Here is a 21,015-nt window from a genome sequence, read left to right on the forward strand (position 1 = left end):
ACGCCGGACCTCAATGGCGTACCGCGTGGCAAGGTCATGACCGCCGAAGGATTTCTGGAAGCACGGCGATTGCAGATGGCGCGTGGCGTGCTGTTGCAATGCATCATGGGCGGTTATCCACCGGCGCGTTTCTACGGCAGTGATGATGGTGACGTGGCGCTGGTCCCCGACCCTGCGCAGCTGCATCGTCTGCCATGGAGCGATCAGCCACGTGCACTGGCCATTTGCGACGCCGATGAATTGACCGGTACCAGCTGCGCGCTTTCGACACGCGGTCAGCTCAAGTCCGTACTTGCCCGCTATGACGAGTACGGCCTCACACCGGTGGTGGCCACTGAACTCGAGTTCTTCGTATTTGCCCCCAATCCGGATCCGCTTCAGGCGTTCGTGCCGCCTGTAGGGCTGGACGGTCGGCGCGAGCTGGGGCACTCGGCCTTCAGCATCAGTTCAAACAACGGGCTGCGGCCGTTCTTCACCGAGGTGTACGCCTGCATGGCGGCGCTGGGCCTGCCACGCGATACGTTCATGCACGAGATGGGCGTCAGTCAGTTTGAAATCAACCTGCTGCATGGCGATCCGTTGCTGCTGGCCGACCAGACCTTTCTGTTCAAACACCTGCTCAAGGAAGTGGCGCTCAAACATGGCGTCATTGTGGTCTGTATGGCCAAACCGCTGGCTAACACGCCCGGCAGTTCGATGCACCTGCACCAGAGCGTGGTGGATGCGGTGTCCGGTCGTAATGTATTCAGCGCCGAGGACGGCCAGTCGACGCCGACGTTCAGGCACTTCATCGGTGGGCTGCAGACCTGTATGGCAGACTTCACAGCCTTGTTCGCGCCGAACGTGAACTCTTACCAGCGTCTGTTCCATCCGTTCGCTTCACCCAACAACGCCTGCTGGTCCTATGACAACCGCGCCGCCGGTCTGCGAATTCCCGCCAGTGCACCGTCGGCCAGGCGCGTCGAGAATCGTCTGCCGGGTGCCGATGCCAATCCTTATCTGGTCATCGCTGCCAGCCTCGCGGCGGGGCTGTACGGGATCGAACGGGGCATCGAGCCGACGGCTGCCGTGCAGGGCGAGATTCAGGTGCCGGAAGAATTGACGTTGCCGTGTACCTTGCAGGCCGCTCTTGAGCGTCTGAAATGCAGTCATCCTGCCAAGGAACTGTTTGGTCATGAATTCATCGAAGGCTACATTGCGTCGAAGACCCTGGAACTGACCAGCTTTCTCGATGAAATTACCCCCTGGGAACGGCGCGTACTGGCTGCCCAGATTTAAAGAACGTTGTTTCGGGCTCGCCTGTTCAGGCGACTCCGTATTTTGGAATGTCGATGCGCCAAATCTGGAAGTCCTTTCGAGCGCTGTATTTTGCCTCGTTGATGATGTTGATCGGCTCGGGTCTGCTGAGCACCTATCTGGCCCTGCGCCTGGCTGCCGATCAGGTGGACAGCCTGTGGGTCGGCGCCTTGATGGCGGCCAACTATTTCGGCCTGGTGCTGGGCGGCAAGATCGGCCACCGCCTGATCGGCCGGGTCGGCCATATTCGGGCTTATGCAACCTGTGCAGGGATCGTCGGTGCGGCAGTGCTGGGGCATGGCCTGATCACCTGGCTGCCTGCCTGGCTGATTCTGCGGGTCATCGTCGGCCTGGGGATGATGTGTCAATACATGGTCATCGAAAGCTGGCTGAACGAGCAGGCCGCGGCCAAACAGCGGGGCATGGTGTTCAGCGGATACATGATCGCGTCCTACCTGGGGCTGGTGCTGGGGCAGCTGGTGCTGGTGGTCCATCCGCAGTTGGGGCCTGAATTGCTGATGCTGGTGGCCCTGTGTTTTGCGCTGTGTCTGGTGCCGGTTGCCATGACCCGCGCCATTCACCCTGCGCCATTGCATCCCGCGCCACTCGAACCTCTGTTCTTCATGAAGCGGGTGCCGCAGTCGCTGACGGCGGTGCTGGGCGCCGGCCTGATCATCGGCTCCTTCTACGGTCTGGCGCCGGTCTACGCAGCGGAGCAGGGGCTGACCACCGAGCAGGTGGGTCTGTTCATGGGCTGCTGCATTCTGGCGGGGTTTCTGGTGCAGTGGCCGCTGGGCCTGCTGTCCGACCGTTATGATCGTTCGGTACTGATGCGGGTGTTCGCCGCAGCGCTGTTCGTGGCGTCGCTGCCGCTTGCCGTCTTCCCCAGCGTGCCGGTGGAAGTGCTGTTCGGTGTGGGTTTTCTGGCCTCGCTGATGCAGTTCTGTCTGTACCCGCTGGCCGTGGCGTTCGCCAACGACCATGTCGAGGCCGAGCGGCGCGTATCGCTGACTGCCATGCTGCTGATGACCTACGGGATCGGCGCAAGCATCGGTCCGCTGGCGGCAGGTGTGATCATGAAAATGTTCGGCGGGCACATGCTGTACGTGTTCGTCTGCGGCGCTGGCGCCATACTGATGCTGCTGATTCGTCCCAAGGCCGTTACGCACCTGCACCAGGTCGAGAATGCGCCGCTGCACCACGTGGCCATGCCGGACAGCATGTCCAGTTCGCCTCTTGTCGTGGCACTTGACCCGCGTGTGGACGAACAGGTCGTGCAGGATCAGATGCAAACCACTGTCGAGCCTGAGCCTGAGCCTGAGCCTGAGTTGGAGCCGGAACCGGAACCGGTAGCCGAGCACGCTTCAGCGCCAGAAGGGCAGGTTGCCGAGACCGGGCACGCAGCAGACGGCGAGCGAGAGCGCGAAGAGGAAACCTGGAAGGCCTGATCGGTTTTCGGAATTGGGGGAGGTTTGCAAGGGGAATCAAGAGGGTGTTGCGTGATTGCGGTAGAAGTTACCGCAATCACTTTAGACGCACGTTCTGTCAGAAGTCGTCGTCTTTGTCGAAGCGCCGGGCTTCACGTTGCAGCTGGTACACGAAGCGTTCAACCTGACGTTGCACCAGCCCGCTCATGTTGTGGAAGCGCACGCCGGCAAAGGTAGTGTGAACCCTTTCCTCGAAATGCAGGTAACGCAGCTCCACCGGGGCGGTCATTGCGCCGAAAGGCAGTCTGGCGATGAAGCGCTCGTATACCTGACCCAGTTGCATGCGCTCGGAAAGGTCGCCTTCGAAACGCAGCTTGCAGCCGGTTGCCGAAATGTCCAGCAGCTTGCCCTTGAGTGGCGACTTGAGTTTATCGCCGCCGATTTCGATATCGACCAGTTGCGCAAGCTTGAGCGCGGCCCGGAAAGCGTTGCGACGCTGGTGATAGATGACTTCCTCTGGCAGCGGCCCGCGATACAGGCGCTGGCCGTCGTTGTCCACGATGTCCATCTGTTCCGAGCTTTCCCAGGCGATACGCACGCCGTCGTGAAAGCCTTCTACCCGGAAGGACTCGCCATTGGTGAGGAATCGTTCGCCGTCGCGAGGGATCATTTCGTCGAGCGCCAGGACGTTGGTCTCTCGGTCGACTTCGATAACGTAGCTCTGAAAGCGCTGGGCGCGCTCGTGGAAAGTAATGATCAGCGGATCATGACTTTCGAGGAGTAACCGCAGGTTAGCGGCGATTTCCAAAGGTGTATTCAAAACCTTCGGGGGCTGCGGAGCATCATCCGCGCTTGAGCCATTCACGTTCTTACATCTCCAGGCAAAATACTACGGCAACGCAACAGCGGGCATTCTGCCACTACGCACGAAACCTTTATACAGGAAGTTACGCCTGACTGAGGGGGCGTGGTCTTGCTCTTCCGGCAGTCGAACCGCGACTGTCATACAGGGTCGGCGTATCCCCTCCATTCAAAATGCGAAGCTGGTGGGCAGTGCTCACCTGTTGCATTTGAATAAGGCTGCCATTTCGCTCGTTGAGCGTCTGGCATTCAGCGATCAGCGCGTTCAGCTCGTCGGCGGCTGCAAGCAATTGCTCGCCGATGTCCGAATGGCTGGCCAGTTGCTCAAGCCCCTGCCTGTTAGAGGGTAGCCCGAGTCCTGTCAGCACTTGACTGCGACGGCGGCCATGTTGCTCGAGCAGAATCACCAGCGCCTGTTTCTGCGCCAGTACATGTTCCATCTCGCCCATGTCGCGACCCTGAAGGATCAGTGACTCCGCCTGCAGCAGCTCATGCAGCTGTCTGGTCGGAACCATGTCGTCGGTGATCATCTGAAGCAAAGTAGTGTCTTGCATCGCATGCTCTGGTTTTTAAGCGTCCAGAATATCCAGCGCGAGCCTCGGGCTTAGCGTTGGGTTTCGAAATTGAGCAGCTTGCTGGCAACGCGGTTGCTGTCCACTGTGTAAGTACCGTCAGCGATGGCCTGCTTGAGTTCAGCAACGCGTGCGCTGTTGACGGTCGGCAGATCGGCGAGCTTGTCAGTGATTTTCTGCAACTGTTGAGCCTCGTTGCTCAGTGAAACGGTTTCCCCTGTGCTTTTTACGCCTGCAGTGCTGCTGGCAGGTGTGGCTGCTTCGGTCTTGCCTGCTTCTTTTACGGCATTGGCGCGGGGTGTGGACTGCGCACCGTTGATACGGTTATTAAAGTCTATGACCATGATAAAAAACCTCTGGGTGTTTGGACGCTTGCCCTTTTTTCGGCCATCCCCGATAAAACTTTAGGCTCGTCGTGATAAAGCTTCTCAAATAGAGGCTTTCACCGTCGGAAAGTTACCGCAGTCTAGAAAAAACGCGTCTTCTATACCAGCGTCAATGTGCTCACATGGCCACTTCCACCTGTCCGGGACCCGTCACGTTCGCCTTGATGACCCGGCTTGAGTTGAGGTTTTTTACCCGTATCTGTTCGTTGAAACTGCCGTCGGACATGGCCTCGCCCGGCATGCGGACCGCCAGCGAGCCGCTGCGGGCGATGATCACCACCTGATCACCCTTGTGAATCATGCGCGGTTGCTCCAGCGCCACGGGGGTCACCACCTGATCGATGACCATTGGTCGGACAACCTTCTGCCCGACCGCCTGATCCAGCGAAGACAGAAAACCCAGCCCCACACTGCTGACGTCGCGCTCGCGCATTGCCACATCATCTTCGGTGACGATGGCGTCCCGTTTGAGAGGGCGCATAACGGTCACAACGTTACGAAACAGCTGCACCTGAGCGGGCACGAACACCGTCCAGGGCGATGAGCCTTCGCAGCGAACCCGCACGGTGACCCGGCCGACAGGGCGAGGGCTTTCCAGTGTGGCTGTCAAATCCTTGTCGCAGGCATTCATGCGCATACGCGGGTCGAGCTGCTTGACCTGGATGTCATGACGACCCTCAATCTGGTTGGTTGCCAAATAGTCTTCTACTGTGAACTCAAGAAACCCTTGGGTAACGCCGATAAGCTGTTCAGGCAGTGTGAAATTCTCCGCGCGACACAGGTTTGTCACGCTGAAAAGGCACAGCATGCCGATTGCGCACAGAAGCCTGCGGGTTTCTAATGCCAGGTGTCGAGAAATTGTCGTCTTTGGGTTCATGACGTATAAAAAGCAAAGCCCGTGCCGCTTATCAGTCTGGTGTGTGGATAACGGTTGCTTTGGTAAGAGGGGGTCGGCATGGCAGGTGTAATGGATTCGGTAAACCAGCGTACGCAGCTGGTGGGTCAGAATCGTCTGGAGTTGCTCTTGTTCCGTCTCGACGGCAAGCAGCTCTATGGCATTAACGTGTTCAAGGTTAAAGAAGTGCTGCAATGCCCGAAGCTCACCATCATGCCCAAATCGAGTCCGATCGTGCGGGGCGTGGCGAGCATTCGCGGCGGCACCATTCCGATCATGGACCTGGCGATGGCAACCGGTTCGACAGGCATGATCTCGCTGGTCAATTCCTTCGTGATCATCACGGAATACAACACCAAGGTTCAGGGTTTTCTGGTGCACTCGGTCGAGCGCATCGTCAACATGAACTGGGAAGAGATTCATCCACCACCCAAGGGCACCGGCCGCGACCATTACCTGACCGCCGTCACACGGGTCGATAATCAGCTGGTCGAGATTATCGACGTCGAGAAAATTCTCGCCGAGGTAGCGCCGATCTCTGAAGAGGTGTCGGTGGGCGTCATCAATGAAGAGGTTCACCACAAAGCCATCTCGTTGCGGGTGCTGACCGTCGATGACTCCTCGGTGGCGCGCAAGCAGGTCAGTCGTTGTCTGGAAACGGTCGGCGTGGAGGTGGTTGCGCTAAACGACGGTCGTCAGGCGCTGGATTACCTGCGCAAAATGGTCGAGGAGGGCAAGAAGCCTCACGAAGAGTTCTTGATGATGATCTCCGACATTGAAATGCCGGAGATGGACGGCTATACCCTAACCGCGGCAATCCGCAACGATCCGCGCATGCAGAAAATGCACATCACCCTGCATACCTCGCTTTCCGGGGTGTTCAACCAGGCGATGGTCAAGAAAGTCGGTGCCGACGATTTCCTCGCGAAATTCCGGCCGGATGATCTGGCAGCCAGGGTCGTGGCGCGCATCAACGCAGCAGAATAAATAACGGAATAAACAGTCGGGGGCGTCGTCCTCGGCGATTCACCTGATTTGAGAGGCTGCACCTTGTCTACGGGTAATTTGGATTTTGATCAGTTCCGGGTATTTCTGGAAAAAGCCTGTGGCATCCTGCTTGGGGAAAACAAGCAGTACCTGGTGTCCAGCCGTCTCAACAAACTGATGGAACAGCAAAGCATCAAATCGCTTGGCGAATTGGTCCAGCGCATTCAGACCCAGCCGCGCAGTGGCTTGCGCGAGCAGGTGGTCGATGCGATGACGACCAACGAAACCCTGTGGTTTCGCGATACCTACCCCTTCGAAGTCTTGAAGAACAAGGTATTGCCGGAACAGATCAAAGCCAGCCCCGGCCAGCGCCTGCGCATCTGGTCGGCCGCCTGCTCGTCGGGCCAGGAACCGTACTCGCTGTCGATGTCCATCGATGAATTCGAGCGCGCCAACCCTGGCCAGCTCAAGTCTGGCGCGCAAATCGTTGCCACCGACCTGTCGGGTGCGATGCTCAACAACTGCAAGACTGGCGAGTACGACAGCCTGGCCATCGGCCGCGGCCTGTCGCCGGATCGCCTGCAGCGCTTTTTCGACGTCAAGAGCCCGGGTCGCTGGGTCGTCAAGACGCCGATCAAGAGTCGCGTGGAGTTCCGCTCCTTCAACCTGCTCGACAGCTACGCCGCGCTGGGCAAGTTCGACATCGTGTTCTGCCGCAACGTGCTGATCTACTTCTCTGCTGAGGTGAAGAAAGACATCCTGTTGCGCATCCACGGCACGCTCAAGCCGGGTGGCTACCTGTTCCTGGGGGCTTCCGAAGCGCTCAACGGCCTGCCGGATCACTACCAGATGGTTCAGTGCAGCCCGGGGATCATTTACAAGGCCAAGTGATTGGCAGTGGTTGTACTCAATGAAAATAAAAAAGAGACCTTTGGGTCTCTTTTTTATTGGATGGGAAATAAGTTGGCTAAGGTTGAACAGGTTTCGTGGGCTGTGTGTCCTGGTCAAACGCAGTGTCATCAAGCTTCAGGAATTTTTCCAGGAGGCTTTGAGCGCTCCCGCCTTTGCCTTCGGCGGTGTGGGTCCAGTAATTGAAATCCAGGTCGATAAATGCCTGAAGTCTGGTCTCGTAACCGGCGTCGTAGGTGGCCTGCTCAATGGCTGGCAGCGCTTTGTAGTGATCCAGCACCGAGGTGAAGAACTGGGTGAGTTTGCCCGTTGAACTGTATTCGGCACTCCCTTGCGCCACTACTTTCTGCCGCCAGATTGTTTCCTGATGGTAGGACTCAAGCCACGCCGCTTTTTTCTCATTGACGGTGAAATCTCCACCTTCGTCATACGCGATGACGGAGAGTTGCTCTCGTGACATGCCGGCGAACGGGTTTGTGCCGCTGCCGTTGGTAAAACGAGTGGCCTCTTTGGCGCGTTCCAGACGATCAGGATCAATGCTGTCGGGGACTTCCGCATCGTGCCTGGCTTTATTGTCGTCGTAGCTGCGGCCTATCAGTTGCTCCGTCACTTGACGGGCTTTCTCGCTCAGCTCTTGGCGGCTGAGGCTTTTGTCTCGGGTATCAGCGCGTGCAATGCTCTCGTCGATCGGGTTTTTATCCAGCTTCAGAAGCTGGCTGAACAGGCGCTGAGCACCGCCTTTGCCTTCGGCGGTGTGGGTCCAGTAATTGAAATCGAGGTCGATCCAGCCTTGTAATTTTGCTTCGTAATCTTCCGGGTATTGCGCCTGTTCAATAGCCGGGAGGCCCTTGAAGTGCTGGAGTGCTTCGGTAAACGCGTTGGTGAGTTTTCCGGTTGCGTTGTACTCGGCCATGGCTTTGGCTGCAAATTGTTGCCGCCACTGTGATTCCTGCTGGAAGTCCTCCTCGAAGGCTGCTCTCTTCTCGTTCACCGTGAAGGTGTCGCTGTCGTCATAGGCGATCAGGGCAAGCTGGCTGCGGGGCATTCCTGCAAAGGGGTTGTCGCTACCTCCGCTCACAAACCGAGTCGCTTTCTCAGCGCGAGCCAGTCGTTCGGGATCGTAACTGTCGACAGCCTCTGCATTATTGCGGGCCTTGTTTGCGTCATAGCCAGGCCCTGCGATCTGGCTCAGCTGATGCGCTGCCTTTTCACTCAGCTCCTGACGGGTTAACGCTGAGTCTCTGGAGGCTGCGCGTGTTGCGCTTTCGCTCAATTGAAGCGAAAGGGAAGACAACCCGGCGTTCGTTTCGGCGGTGCCCGTTGCAAACGAAGTTGCATTTGAGCTGGTGGGTGCGCTTGCCGATGCTGCTTTCGTGGCGCTGGCGGCTGGCGGTACGTAGGCGCTATTCGTGCTGACTGAGTTGACCAAGATTTGAAACTCCCTTTGCACATCATTCCTGTGATCATCCAGAGCTATCGACTGTATGCCGGATCTCTGCAGTCATAAGCGACCTGCGTGAGCGTGGTCCTCCGACGCTGGTTGCCAGCAGAATACTGGCAAAAAAACGGCACCCACCTTGCCGCTTTACCTCTTTACAGCGGAAATGCCTTGCCGCTTTTCTGGCATTGCCGCTTTGCCACCGCCCGCAAGCCCCGTAATCATTGCGTTTTGAGAAGTGGCACGCCGATTGCTTTGTCACTGACAACAGAATCAGGTCAACCGGCAAAGGTTTCCCGACATGAGCATCAGTTTCGACAAAGCGCTAGGCATTCACGAAAAGGCCCTCAATTTCCGGGCTCAGCGTGCAGAGGTGTTGGCCAACAACATTTCCAACGCTGACACCCCGAACTTCAAGGCGCGCGATCTCGACTTTTCGTCGGTGCTGGCTGCCGAGAACGACAAGGTCCAGAACGGCCATTTTGCGCTGAACAAGACCAACAGTCGCCACATCGAAGCCGAGGGCATGGGCAATCAGGACGGCACGCTGATGTACCGCACGCCGTCGCAGCCATCGCTTGACCAGAACACCGTCGATTCCCAGGTCGAGCAGGCCAGCTACACCGAGAACGCCATGGGCTTTCAGGCCAGCTTCACCTTGCTCAACAGCAAATTCAAGGGGCTGGTTGCAGCCCTTCGCGGAGAGTAATTCATGTCACTAGCCAATGTGTTCAACATTGCCGGTAGCGCCATGAGTGCCCAGACCACGCGTCTGAACACCACGGCCAGTAACATCGCCAACGCCGAGACCGTTTCCTCGAGCGCTGACGCCACCTACCGCGCCCGTCATCCGGTGTTCGCCACCGTGATGCAGGGTCAGCAGTCCACGGGTGGCTCGCTGTTCCAGGATCAGGGCGAAGCCGGGCAGGGCGTGCAGGTCAACGGCATCATCGAAGACAGCTCCAACCTCGAAGCGCGCTACGAGCCCAATCATCCTTCGGCTGACAAGAACGGGTATGTCTACTACCCCAACGTCAATGTCGTGGAAGAAATGGCCGACATGATTTCCGCCAGTCGTTCGTTCCAGACCAACGCAGAAATCATGAACACCGCAAAATCCATGATGCAGAAGGTTCTGACCCTCGGTCAGTGATAGAAGGCGAAAGATATGGCCGTTGAAAATAATGTATCGACGAGTTTTGTAAACTCGCTTCAGAACCCGACGCCGACGAAGACTGATTCGACGGGCACGCTGGGCAAGGATTCCTTCCTGCAGTTGCTGGTCACGCAGATGAAGAACCAGAACCCGCTGGATCCTCAGGACAACACTGAGTTTGTGGCGCAGCTGGCTCAGTTCAGCAGTGTGGAAAGCCTGCAGAACCTGACCTCTACTGTTGATTCGATTGCCGGCAGCTACCAGTCGTCCCAGGCGCTCCAGGCGTCGTCGCTGGTAGGTCGCTCGGTAATCATCAATGCCGGCTCCACAGCGGTTGACACCACCAAGGGCATGGTCGGCTCCATCGCAGTGCCAGCGACCAGCTCTGTGACGAGCGTCAAGATTTACGACGCCCAGTCGAACCTGGTCAATACCGTGGACCTCGGCACGCTGCCAGCCGGTTCGACCAGCTTTGCCTGGGATGGCAAGGCCAGCGACGGCACCGTGGCACCTGCCGGTACTTACAGCTTCACGGCTGCAGGTTCGGTTGACGGCAAGAACACCCAGTTCACGACTTACCTGCCTGCGATCGTCAACAGCGTCACGCTGGGCGTCAATGGTGCTGAAACAAAGCTCAACCTGGCCAGCGGCAGTGTTGCCTTGTCCAAAGTTCAAACGATCGGAATATAGAGCCGACTAGACGGCGCAGGAGTGGAATATGTCTTTCAATATCGGTCTTAGTGGGCTCTATGCTGCAAACAAGAGTCTTGACGTTACCGGCAACAACATTGCCAACGTAGCGACCACCGGCTTCAAATCGTCCCGTGCGGAATTCGCCGACCAGTATGCGCAATCGATTCGCGGTACGTCCGGCCAGACCAACGTGGGCAGCGGTGTTTCCACTGCCGCGGTTTCCCAGCAGTTCTCTCAGGGCAACCTGACCACGGGCACCGCCAACAGCCTTGACCTTGCCATCAACGGCAACGGTTTCTTCCAGCTCAGCAACAATGGCGAGAAGCTGTACACCCGTGCCGGTGCGTTCCACACCGACAAGGAAGGTTTTGTCGTCAACAGCGGCGGCATGAAACTGCAGGGTTACAACGTCGATGCCAATGGCAGCGTCGTCACCGGTGCACTGAGCGATCTGCGCGTTGATTCGTCGAACCTGGAGCCCAAGCCTACCAGTTCGATCACCAACGTCGCCAACCTGAACTCGGTGACACCATTGCCGAGTCTGTCGACCTTCGATGCCACAGATACCAAAAGCTACAACATGAAGTACAGCACGCCGACTTACGACTCTCAGGGTAATGCACACACCCTGGACCAGTACTTCGTCAAGACAGGCACCAACACGTGGTCCATGTACTCGCTGATGGATGGCCGCAGCATCGCCAACCCGGCCACCACCACTGCCGACAAGAACGACCTGACCTTCAACTCGGCGGGTAATCTGGTTGTGACCGCGCCTGGCGCTGTACCTACCAACAGCCCGAACATCACGTTCAACACTGACGGCACCTTCAACGTCAACAATTGGGTGCCAGGCGTGCAGACCGGTTCCGGTACCACGACGACCTGGGCTGCCAACGGTGCTGCGGGTGCGGCCACGATCAAGCTGAACATGTCCGGCATCACCCAGACTGCTTCGGTATCGGGTCTGCTCACTCAGGATCAGGATGGTTACGCGACCGGCCAGTTGAGCGCGATGAGCGTGGATGCAACCGGCAACCTGTTCGCCACCTACACCAACGGCAAGTCGCAAGTGATCGGTCAGACCTCGCTGACCAACTTCGCCAACGTGCAGGGTCTGGCGCAGGCGGGCGGCACCAACTGGCGTGAAACCTTCGCGTCGGGCGTTCCGGTCAGCGGTACTCCGCAGTCGGGCACCTTGGGCTACATCACCGGCCAGGCGCTGGAAGAGTCCAACGTTGACCTGACCATGGAACTGGTCAACCTGATCAAGGCGCAGAGCAACTATCAGGCGAACGCCAAGACCATCTCGACGCAAAGCACCATCATGCAGACCACCATTCAGATGACTTGATGAAGTCGGTTTTGCGATAAACAAAAAGCCCCTTCAAGGGGCTTTTTGTTTTCTCGACGATCAATCCGAAAACGACCTGTCGGGAGGCTGCTCAGATCGAGCAGTCGGATTTGACGAAGTGACCTTTCAATCGCGTCCAGCCCGGCCCCGGGCTGGTCTGTGCACAGACGATACGGCTGTCGCCCTGCCACTTGTAATAGTGGGCAGGCGCTGCGTGGGCGAGCAGGGCGAAGGTCGTCAGGCTGGCGGTGACGATGCCGATAATCCAGGTGCGAGCAGGCATGTCGATTCCCGATGTGCAGGGTGGTGAGCGCAAGATTATCACTGCCTGTCTACTGCGACGCGGGGGCAGTGAAGTTTTTTTGGCGGTGTGTCCTCCGTGTTGGCAGGCAGGCGGCAGTCTGCCGCCGCTATCGGATAGCCGTTTGCCACAGGTCAGCTGGAGTGCGCCCGTTTTTGCTGGTAAATCAAGCGTTTGTATCGTGCGTAAAGAGTTGGTTCGAAAATTGCTTTCTCACTGTCAGAACAGCTACAGGCGGCAAGCGTCTGTCGGAGGAGGAAGACTGTGGACAAGTTGCTTTACGTCGCAATGAGCGGTGCATCTGAAAACGCGATCGCGCAGAAGGCCCATGCCAACAACCTGGCAAACGTGTCGACCAACGGCTTCATGCGCGACCTGGAACAGGCCCGCTCAATGCCCGTGTACGGCGAGGTCATGCCTTCACGCGCCTACGCCATGAGCGAGCGTCCAGGCACTGATTTCTCCGGCGGCGCCATGGTCGAGACCGGTCGTGAACTGGACATCGCCATCAAGGGCAACGGCTGGATTGCGGTCCAGACACCCGATGGCGGCGAAGCCTATACCCGCAGTTCCGGCATGAACATCGATGCGTTGGGTGTGCTGCGCGACGGCAGCGGTTTGCCGGTAATGGGCAACGGCGGTCCGATTGCCGTGCCGCCTCAGCAGCAGATCGAAATCGGCGCCGACGGCACCATCAGTATTCGTTCGCTTGGCGAAAGCCCTCAGGTGATGGCGCAGGTCGACCGGATCAAGCTGGTCAACCCTGATCTGAAGACGATGGAGAAAGGCCCCGATGGTCTGATCCACACCAAGAGCGGTCGGCCTGCCGACGTGGATGCCAACGTTCAGGTCGAGTCCGGTTTCCTGCAGGCGAGCAACGTGAATGCCGTCGAGGAGATGACCTCGGTGCTGGCCCTGGCTCGTCAGTTCGAGCTGCACGTCAAGATGATGAAGACCGCCGAAGAAGACGACCAGTCGATGGCTCGCGTCTTGCAACTTGGCTAACTATTGACAGCTTGCGCCGACAAACCGGCGCTCGAGGAGAATCCACATGCTACCTGCACTATACGTCGCCAAAACCGGCCTGGCCGCTCAGGACACCAACCTGACCACGATCTCCAACAACCTGGCGAACGTGTCGACCACAGGTTTCAAGAGCGATCGCGCCGAGTTTCAGGACCTGCTCTACCAGATCAAGCGTCAGCCAGGCGCCCAGTCCACTCAGGACAGCGAGCTGCCTTCCGGCCTGCAACTGGGTACCGGTGTGCGCATCGTCGGCACGCAGAAGAACTTCACCGCCGGCAGCCTGCAGACCACCAACAACCCGCTGGACCTGGCCGTCAACGGTCGTGGTTTCTTTCAGGTGACTCAACCGGACGGCACCGTAGCCTACAGCCGCGACGGTACCTTCCACCTGGACGCCAACGGCCAGATCGTGACCGCCAACGGTTATGCCCTCGAGCCTGCAATCGTGGTTCCGCAGAATGCCCAGACCTTCACGGTCGGTCAGGACGGTACGGTTTCGGTCACCTTGGCGGGCGCCACCGCGACGCCGCAGATCATCGGCAACATCCAGACCGCCGACTTCATCAACCCGGCCGGCCTGCAGGCCATCGGCGGCAACCTGTATCTGGAAACCGGTTCCAGCGGCGCGCCGCAGATCGGCACGCCAGGTCTGAACGGCCTCGGTCCTACCCTGCAGAACACCCTGGAAAACTCCAACGTGAGCACGGTTGAGGAACTGGTCAACATGATCACCACCCAGCGCGCCTACGAGATGAACTCCAAAGTGATCTCGACCGCCGACCAGATGCTGCAGAACCTGACTCAGAACCTGTAACACCTTGATCCGCCTGTTGCTCAAGCTCAATCCGATGCGGCGCCTGATAAGCGTCTGTTACACCGCGAGGTTTCAAGTGTCATGAAGCACCTAAGTGTTGTTCCGCGTTTTTCAGTGTTGATCGCTTCATTGTGCGGGATCGCTTTGCTGTCGGGCTGCGTGGCGCCGTCCGCCAAGCCCAATGACCCTTATTACGCGCCGGTGTTGCCGCGCACACCGATGTCGGCTGCGGCCAACAACGGTGCGATCTATCAGGCAGGCTTCGAGCAGAACCTTTATGGCGACCGCAAGGCGTTCCGGGTTGGCGACATCATCACCATCACGCTCTCTGAGCGTATGGCAGCAAGCAAGGCGGCCAGTTCGGCGCTGAAAAAAGACAGTACCAACAGCATTGGGCTGACTTCGTTGTTCGGCTCGGGCCTGACCACCAATAACCCGATCGGCAGCAACGATCTGAGCCTGAACGCCGGGTATAACGGCAAGCGTGCCACTGATGGCAGTGGTCAGGCTGCCCAGAGCAACAGCCTCACCGGTTCCGTGACCGTGACGGTGGCCGACGTGCTGCCCAACGGCATTCTGGCGGTACGTGGCGAGAAGTGGATGACGCTCAACACCGGTGACGAACTGGTGCGCATTGCCGGTCTGATTCGCGCTGACGATATTGCTACCGACAACACCGTTTCGTCCACACGCATTGCCGATGCACGCATCACCTATTCGGGGACAGGCGCCTTCGCCGATTCCAGCCAGCCAGGCTGGTTCGACCGGTTCTTCCTCAGCCCGTTGTTCCCTTTCTGATAGCGGGATAAACATGATCAAGCTCAAGCAACTGATAGCCGCGACCTTGTTGTTGACCACAGCGTTCGGCGCACACGCCGAACGTCTGAAGGACATCGCGAGCATCTCCGGCGTGCGTGCCAACCAATTGATCGGTTACGGTCTGGTGGTGGGTCTCAACGGTACGGGCGACCAGACCACCCAGACGCCGTTCACGCTGCAGACCTTCAACAACATGTTGTCGCAGTTCGGTATCAAGGTGCCAGCCGGTTCCGGCACCGTGCAGCTGAAAAACGTCGCGGCAGTGGCGGTGTACGCCGACCTGCCGGCGTTCGCCAAGCCGGGCCAGACGGTCGACATCACCGTTTCTTCGATCGGTAACTCCAAGAGCCTGCGTGGCGGTGCCTTGTTGATGACGCCGATGAAAGGTGTCGACGGCAACGTCTACGCCATCGCTCAGGGCAACCTGGTGGTGGGTGGTTTTGACGCGGAAGGCCGTGACGGCTCAAAAATTACAGTCAACGTTCCGTCGTCGGGTCGTATCCCTGGCGGTGCGTCGGTCGAGCGCTCGGTGCCGAGCGGCTTCAATCAGGGCAACACCCTGACGCTGAACCTCAACCGTTCCGACTTCACCACCGCCAAGCGCATCGTCGACAAGATCAATGACCTGCTCGGCCCTGGCGTGGCTCAGGCGCTGGACGGCGGATCGGTTCGCGTGACCGCGCCTCTGGATCCGGGTCAGCGTGTCGATTACCTGTCGATTCTGGAAAACCTGGAAGTCGATCCGGGCCAGACGGCGGCCAAGGTCATCATCAATTCGCGGACCGGCACCATCGTGATCGGTCAGAACGTGAAGGTATCGCCAGCCGCCGTGACTCACGGCAGCCTGACGGTGACCATCACCGAAGACCCGATTGTCAGCCAGCCGGGCGCGTTGTCCGGTGGCCAGACGGCTGTAGTGCCTCGTTCGCGGGTCAATGCCCAGCAGGAACTGCACCCGATGTTCAAGTTCGGTCCAGGCACCACGCTTGACGAAATCGTCCGCGCGGTCAATCAGGTGGGCGCTGCGCCCGGTGACCTGATGGCCATCCTCGAAGCCTTGAAGCAGGCCGGCGCATTGCAAGCCGACCTGATCGTCATCTGAGGACGCGTACATGGACATCAAGGGTGGAATTTCCACACCGGTCGACTCGGGCGCCTATACCGACGTCAATCGTCTGGCATCGCTGAAGCATGGTGACAAGGACAGTGTGGCGAACCAGAAAAAGGTCGCCCAGGAGTTCGAGTCGCTGTTCGTCAGCCAGATGCTCAAGGCCATGCGTTCGGCCAACGAAGTGCTGGCCAAGGACAACCCGATGAACACCGCGGCGACGCGGCAGTATCAGGATATGTATGACCAGCAATTGGCCGTGACACTTTCCACCCGTGGCAACGGTATTGGGCTGCAGGACGTGCTGATGCGTCAGCTCTCGAAAGACAAGGGCATCAAGCACGCAGCGCCAACTGATCAGGCGGCAACAACTGCCGATCCAGCAGCACCTGCCAAGACCGGTCTGGCGACCAGCGTCTATCAGCGTCCGCTGTGGGCCACGCGTTCGGTGGCTGCCGATCAGGCGGCTGCGGCTGCTTCGGCGTCCGGTGAAGGCCGCAACGACATGGCGCTGCTCAATGCGCGTCGTCTGTCGCTGCCGACCAAACTGACTGACAGATTGCTGGCGGGCATCGTGCCGTCGGCCACCGCCGCTGCCAACGTAGCCAACAGCCCCATGCCTTCACGCGCCGTAGCCGGTTCCGGCGGCCAGAATGGAGACTGGACGATGGATCCGAATCTGGCGCCTGCGCCGGAGTACGTGCGCACCATGGCTCAGCCACCGCTGGCCCCGGCCAAGCGGGCGTTCAGCAACGCCGACCAGTTCGTCGAAACCATGTTGCCGCTCGCCAAGGAAGCCGCTGCGCGTATTGGCGTCGATCCGGTCATGTTGGTGGCGCAGGCTGCACTGGAAACCGGCTGGGGCAAATCCATCATGCGTCAGCAGGATGGCAGCAGCAGTCACAACCTGTTCGGCATCAAGGCGGCTGGCAGCTGGAAAGGGCCGGAAGCGCGTGCGATCACCAGCGAGTTCCGCGACGGCAAGATGGTCAAGGAGACGGCAGACTTCCGTTCCTATACCTCGTATGCCGACAGCTTCCACGACCTGGTCAGTCTGCTGCAGAACAACAATCGATATAAAGAAGTGGTCAATTCGGCCGATAAACCAGAACAGTTTGTAAAAGAATTGCAGAAGGCCGGTTACGCAACAGATCCGGACTATGCCAGCAAGATTTCGCAGATTGCGAAGCAGATGAAGAGTTACCAGACGTACGCCGCTGCAACGGGCTCTTCCACGACTTTATAAGGTTTTAATCATGTCGCTGATTTCAATTGGGCTCTCAGGTATCAATGCCAGCAGTGCCGCGATCAACACCATCGGTAACAACACGGCCAACGTGGATACCGCCGGTTACTCGCGTCAGCAGGTGATGACCACGGCGTCGGCACAGATCAACATCGGTCTGGGTGTCGGCTACATCGGCACCGGCACCACGCTGTCCGACGTGCGTCGCATCTACAACAGCTACCTAGACAGCCAATTGCAATCCAGTACAGCGCTCAAGGCCGATGCCACGGCTTACTCCGGGCAGGCGACCAAGACCGATCAGCTGTTGTCCGACAGTACGACCGGCGTTGCCGCGCAAATGACAGATTTCTTCACCAAGTTGCAGAGCGTCGCCAGCAGCGCCACGCAGGCGTCCAGCCGCTCGGCGTTTTTGACCCAGGCAACCTCGGTCAGCGGGCGCTTCAACTCGGTGGCTGCACAGTTGACCTCGCAGAACGATAACGTCAACGCACAGCTCAATACCTTCACGCTTCAGGCCAACGAGCTGACCAAGCAGATCGCCGGTCTGAACAAGCAGATCACCCAGGCGTCGGCAGGCAATACCACGCCCAACTCGTTGCTGGACTCGCGCAACGAAGCCGTTCGCAAGCTCAACGAGCTGGTCGGCGTCAAAGTGGTCGAAAACAACGGCAACTACGATGTCTACACCGGCACCGGACAATCGCTGGTCAGTGGTGCGAACGCCTACACCATGAGTGCGTCGCCGAGCGCGGCCGATCCGTTGCAGTACAACCTGCAGATCACTTACGGTCAGACCAAGACAGACGTTACCTCGGTCGTGAGTGGTGGTTCGATTGGCGGTCTTCTGCGTTATCGCGCCGACATACTGGTTCCGGCGGCCAATGAGCTGGGGCGTGTGGCCATGGTGCTGGCCGATCAGATGAACAGCCAGATGAGCCAGGGCATCGACAGCAAGGGCAACTTCGGCTCAGGTCTGTACACCAGCATCAACAGCGCTGATGCGATCCTTCAGCGCAGCACCGGCAACGTCAACAACAGCACCGGCTCCGGCAGCCTGGGCGTCACCATCAAAGACACCAGCAAGCTGACCGCCGATGATTACGAAGTCACGTTCAGCGACACCAACAACTACACGATACGTCGCCTGCCCAACGGCGAAAGCGTGGGTACAGGTGCGTTGAGCGACAACCCGCCCAAGCAGTTCGAAGGCTTCAGCATGAGCCTGAGTGGCAATGCGGTGGCTGCTGGCGACATCTTCAAAGTGACGCCGACCCGCAACGGTGCCTCGGGTATCGCCGTGGCGTTGACTGATCCCAAGGACATTGCGGCAGCGGCGCCCCTGACCGCAACGGCGGGTACCAGCAACTCCGGTACCGGCGGCTTTACCCAGCCGGTGGTTGCCACCAAGTCCGATATCTACAACTCCGCGCAAACCGCCGATCTGCGCAATGCGCTGAAAACCACCACGCCCATGAAGCTGGTGATGGGTGCTGCCAGTGCCACAGGCGTTCAGAGCTATTCGCTGGTGGATGCAACCGGTGCCGCTGTGCTCGACCAGAATGGCAACGCTGTCGGTGGTTCGATCATTCAGGGCCAGAACAACCAGATCAAGCTCGCCGTCGGTTATACCGACACGACCACGACGCCCAATACCCGGACGGCGTTCGAGGTCGAGATGACCCTTTCCGGAACGCCGATTGTCAATGACACCTTCAGCATCGGTCTGACGGGCGCAGGTTCTTCCGATAACCGCAACGCGCTGGCGATGATCAACCTGCAGACCTCCAAATCGGTAGGCGTGACGGGTGGCAGTGTCGGCACCAGCCTTTCCGGTGCCTATGCAGACATCGTCTCGGTGGTCGGCACGCGAACCGCCCAGGCCAAGAGCGATGTGACGGCCAACGAGTCGGTCCTGGCAACGGCCAAGGCCGCACGGGACTCGGTGTCCGGTGTATCGCTGGACGAAGAAGCGGCCAACCTGATCAAGTATCAGCAGTACTACACCGCCTCCTCGCAGATCATCAAGGCGGCCCAAACCATTTTCAGCACGCTGATCAACAGTCTTTAAGGAATCGTGAGCCATGCGTATTTCAACCACCCAGATCTACGAATCCACGACCGCTAACTATCAGCGTAACTACTCGAACGTCATCAAGACGGGCGAGGAAGTCTCCAGCGGCATCAAGCTCAACACGGCGAGCGATGATCCGGTAGGAGCTGCGCGCGTTCTGCAGCTCACTCAGCAGAATGCGATGCTGACCCAGTATGAATCGAACATTGCCACGATCAGTACCAACGTGGACAACTCCGAAACGGCGATGAGCAACATCACCGGAACCATGCAGTTGGCTCGAGAGGCCATTGTAAAGGCAGGCAACGGTACGTACACCGATGCGAGCCGTGTCGCCATCGCCAATGAACTGAAGCAGTATCAAAGCCAACTGCTGGGCCTGATGAACAGTCAGGACAGCAACGGGCAGTACATTTTCTCCGGTTCCAAGTCGTCGACGCCCGCGTATACCGAGTCTGCCGACGGCACTTACGTGTACAACGGCGACCAGACCAGCATGAACCTCTCTGTGGGTGATGGCCTGGTGTTGGCCAGCAATACCACTGGCTATGAGGCGTTCGAGCTGTCGATCAACTCGACGCGCACGTCCGCCACGCGGCTTTCCCCCGCAACGGAAGATGGCAAAGTCGTGCTGTCCGGCGGCCTGGTCACCTCCACCAGCGTCTACAACTCTGCCTATCAGGGTGGCGAGCCGTACACGCTGACGTTCTCCAGCAGTACGCAATTCAGGATTACCGACGGCACCGGCAAGGACGTCACTACAGACGCTTCGTCAGCAGGCAACTACACCAGCGGCGGTATTGGCGCTCAGACCTTCACATTCCGTGGTGTGGAAATGAACCTGAACGTCAACCTGTCTGCTGCGGAAAAGGCGACGACTGCCACCGCAGACGCCGCCATGACCAATCGAAGCTACAGCCTTGCGTCGACCCCGGACAACGTCAATGCAACCCGCAGTCCCGGCAACGCATCCAGCGCGACTGTGAGCAGTTCGGCTGTGGGCACAAGTGCTGCAGATCTGACTGCGTACAACAATACATTCCCTACCGGCGGCGCGATTCTCAGGTTCACCAGTGCCACTGATTACGAACTGTATGCTTCGCCCATTACCGGCAGCAGCACGCCGGTTTCTTCGGGGACGATGGCTGGGGGCAACGCCAAGGCTTCCGGGGTCAATTTCGCAATCAACGGCACACCGGCCGCAGGTGACCAGTTCGTCGTTCAGTCCGGTACCCGTCAGACTGAAAACGTGCTGAACACATTGACGGCTGCCATCAAGGCATTGAGTACTCCGGCTGATGGCGATCTGGTTGCAACGCAAAAGCTCAATGCATCGTTGACGTCGGCGCTGGGTAACCTGAGCAGCAGCATCGAGCAGGTCTCGACCGCGACGGCGGCAGGCGGCGCGCGTCAGCTTGCTGCGATGGCTCAGGGTACGACGAATGATTTGCTCAAGGGCAACAACACGGTCGAGCAGGGCACTTATGTGAACGCTGACATCATTGAAGCCACGACACGGCTGACGTTGCAGAAGACCATGCTGGATGCCTCTCAGCAGGTGTTTGTCCAGTTGTCCAAGTTGAACCTGTTCAGCCAGCTGTAACCTTGGCGTTGAGCATCCGCCGTCTTTATTTCAGCGGTGAGGGGAGCCAC

Annotated in this window: 21 protein-coding genes; 15 read left to right on the forward strand and 6 right to left on the reverse strand. The window is 58.7% G+C overall.

The features are described 5' to 3' along the window. Positions 1 to 36: 36 nt before the first annotated feature. Together QRN20_RS17940 and QRN20_RS17945 are read left to right on the forward strand one after the other, a co-directional pair. Positions 37 to 1,278 carry a glutamine synthetase family protein gene (locus QRN20_RS17940; RefSeq protein WP_162868380.1) on the forward strand — a complete coding sequence of 414 codons (1,242 nt, stop codon included), beginning with the start codon at positions 37 to 39 and terminating at the stop codon, positions 1,276 to 1,278. Between the two features lie 53 nt (positions 1,279 to 1,331). Beyond that, the gene (locus QRN20_RS17945) at positions 1,332 to 2,744 is read left to right on the forward strand and encodes an MFS transporter (protein ID WP_217667727.1); all 1,413 of its coding nucleotides are present in this window, start codon (positions 1,332 to 1,334) and stop codon (positions 2,742 to 2,744) included. 97 nt (positions 2,745 to 2,841) lie between these two features. Here QRN20_RS17945 and QRN20_RS17950 read toward each other — a convergent pair whose 3' ends face one another. The 4 genes from QRN20_RS17950 to flgA all read right to left on the reverse strand — a co-directional run bounded on the left by QRN20_RS17950 (position 2,842) and on the right by flgA (position 5,419). Beyond that, positions 2,842 to 3,588 (reverse strand): flagellar brake protein, encoded by a 747-nt coding sequence (locus QRN20_RS17950; RefSeq protein ID WP_025995185.1) that lies wholly within the window; start codon positions 3,586 to 3,588, stop codon positions 2,842 to 2,844. Positions 3,589 to 3,670: 82 nt separating this feature from the next. Then, entirely contained in the window at positions 3,671 to 4,138 is a 468-nt protein-coding gene (locus QRN20_RS17955; protein ID WP_004880702.1) for a flagella synthesis protein FlgN, read from the reverse strand. Positions 4,139 to 4,188: 50 nt separating this feature from the next. Then, complete coding sequence (flgM, locus tag QRN20_RS17960) at positions 4,189 to 4,500, reverse strand: flagellar biosynthesis anti-sigma factor FlgM (protein ID WP_025995187.1); 312 nt, start codon at positions 4,498 to 4,500, stop codon at positions 4,189 to 4,191. 160 nt (positions 4,501 to 4,660) lie between these two features. After that, a complete protein-coding gene (gene flgA / locus QRN20_RS17965; RefSeq protein WP_025995188.1) occupies positions 4,661 to 5,419 on the reverse strand; it encodes a flagellar basal body P-ring formation chaperone FlgA in 759 nt (252 codons plus the stop codon). 78 nt (positions 5,420 to 5,497) lie between these two features. On the opposite strand from flgA, the gene QRN20_RS17970 reads away from it, so the two are divergent. Further along, positions 5,498 to 6,424 (forward strand): chemotaxis protein CheV, encoded by a 927-nt coding sequence (locus QRN20_RS17970; protein WP_004880707.1) that lies wholly within the window; start codon positions 5,498 to 5,500, stop codon positions 6,422 to 6,424. Between the two features lie 63 nt (positions 6,425 to 6,487). After that, complete coding sequence (gene cheR, locus QRN20_RS17975; protein ID WP_004880708.1) at positions 6,488 to 7,315, forward strand: protein-glutamate O-methyltransferase CheR; 828 nt, start codon at positions 6,488 to 6,490, stop codon at positions 7,313 to 7,315. A gap of 76 nt (positions 7,316 to 7,391) precedes the next feature. Here the strand turns inward: cheR and QRN20_RS17980 are convergent, their stop codons facing one another. Beyond that, the gene (locus QRN20_RS17980) at positions 7,392 to 8,762 is read right to left on the reverse strand and encodes a hypothetical protein (RefSeq protein WP_231991836.1); all 1,371 of its coding nucleotides are present in this window, start codon (positions 8,760 to 8,762) and stop codon (positions 7,392 to 7,394) included. A 310-nt stretch (positions 8,763 to 9,072) separates the two neighbouring features. Between QRN20_RS17980 and flgB the strand changes: the two genes are divergently transcribed. Genes flgB through flgE form a run of 4 tightly spaced genes read left to right on the forward strand, consistent with a single transcriptional unit; the run spans position 9,073 to position 11,974 of the window. Then, complete coding sequence (gene flgB, locus QRN20_RS17985) at positions 9,073 to 9,480, forward strand: flagellar basal body rod protein FlgB (RefSeq protein WP_004880709.1); 408 nt, start codon at positions 9,073 to 9,075, stop codon at positions 9,478 to 9,480. A 3-nt stretch (positions 9,481 to 9,483) separates the two neighbouring features. Next, positions 9,484 to 9,924, forward strand: coding sequence for a flagellar basal body rod protein FlgC (flgC, locus tag QRN20_RS17990; RefSeq protein WP_004880711.1), 441 nt, complete (start codon positions 9,484 to 9,486; stop codon positions 9,922 to 9,924). 15 nt (positions 9,925 to 9,939) lie between these two features. Then, positions 9,940 to 10,617, forward strand: a complete 678-nt coding sequence (locus tag QRN20_RS17995) for a flagellar hook assembly protein FlgD (protein ID WP_004880713.1) — start codon at positions 9,940 to 9,942, stop codon at positions 10,615 to 10,617. Between the two features lie 28 nt (positions 10,618 to 10,645). Continuing rightward, complete coding sequence (flgE, locus tag QRN20_RS18000; RefSeq protein ID WP_004880714.1) at positions 10,646 to 11,974, forward strand: flagellar hook protein FlgE; 1,329 nt, start codon at positions 10,646 to 10,648, stop codon at positions 11,972 to 11,974. Positions 11,975 to 12,065: 91 nt separating this feature from the next. Here flgE and QRN20_RS18005 read toward each other — a convergent pair whose 3' ends face one another. Further along, on the reverse strand, positions 12,066 to 12,257 hold the full coding sequence (locus QRN20_RS18005; protein WP_004880715.1) for a hypothetical protein: 192 nt from the start codon (positions 12,255 to 12,257) through the stop codon (positions 12,066 to 12,068). 282 nt (positions 12,258 to 12,539) lie between these two features. On the opposite strand from QRN20_RS18005, the gene QRN20_RS18010 reads away from it, so the two are divergent. The 7 genes from QRN20_RS18010 to QRN20_RS18040 all read left to right on the forward strand — a co-directional run bounded on the left by QRN20_RS18010 (position 12,540) and on the right by QRN20_RS18040 (position 20,965). Beyond that, a complete protein-coding gene (locus tag QRN20_RS18010) occupies positions 12,540 to 13,280 on the forward strand; it encodes a flagellar basal body rod protein FlgF (protein WP_029242787.1) in 741 nt (246 codons plus the stop codon). A gap of 46 nt (positions 13,281 to 13,326) precedes the next feature. After that, positions 13,327 to 14,115, forward strand: a complete 789-nt coding sequence (flgG, locus tag QRN20_RS18015; protein WP_002554310.1) for a flagellar basal-body rod protein FlgG — start codon at positions 13,327 to 13,329, stop codon at positions 14,113 to 14,115. An 81-nt stretch (positions 14,116 to 14,196) separates the two neighbouring features. After that, complete coding sequence (flgH, locus tag QRN20_RS18020; protein WP_004880720.1) at positions 14,197 to 14,913, forward strand: flagellar basal body L-ring protein FlgH; 717 nt, start codon at positions 14,197 to 14,199, stop codon at positions 14,911 to 14,913. Positions 14,914 to 14,926: 13 nt separating this feature from the next. Next, on the forward strand, positions 14,927 to 16,036 hold the full coding sequence (locus QRN20_RS18025) for a flagellar basal body P-ring protein FlgI (protein WP_004880722.1): 1,110 nt from the start codon (positions 14,927 to 14,929) through the stop codon (positions 16,034 to 16,036). Between the two features lie 10 nt (positions 16,037 to 16,046). Further along, the gene (flgJ, locus tag QRN20_RS18030) at positions 16,047 to 17,288 is read left to right on the forward strand and encodes a flagellar assembly peptidoglycan hydrolase FlgJ (RefSeq protein WP_096766712.1); all 1,242 of its coding nucleotides are present in this window, start codon (positions 16,047 to 16,049) and stop codon (positions 17,286 to 17,288) included. 10 nt (positions 17,289 to 17,298) lie between these two features. Further along, complete coding sequence (gene flgK, locus QRN20_RS18035; RefSeq protein WP_285360903.1) at positions 17,299 to 19,359, forward strand: flagellar hook-associated protein FlgK; 2,061 nt, start codon at positions 17,299 to 17,301, stop codon at positions 19,357 to 19,359. Between the two features lie 13 nt (positions 19,360 to 19,372). Next, the gene (locus QRN20_RS18040; RefSeq protein WP_029242791.1) at positions 19,373 to 20,965 is read left to right on the forward strand and encodes a flagellar hook-associated protein 3; all 1,593 of its coding nucleotides are present in this window, start codon (positions 19,373 to 19,375) and stop codon (positions 20,963 to 20,965) included. Positions 20,966 to 21,015 lie beyond the last annotated feature (50 nt).

Origin of the sequence: Pseudomonas sp. fls2-241-TYG-175, assembly GCF_030209155.1 — a bacterium.
GTDB classification, from domain to species: Bacteria; Pseudomonadota; Gammaproteobacteria; order Pseudomonadales; family Pseudomonadaceae; genus Aquipseudomonas; species Aquipseudomonas viridiflava.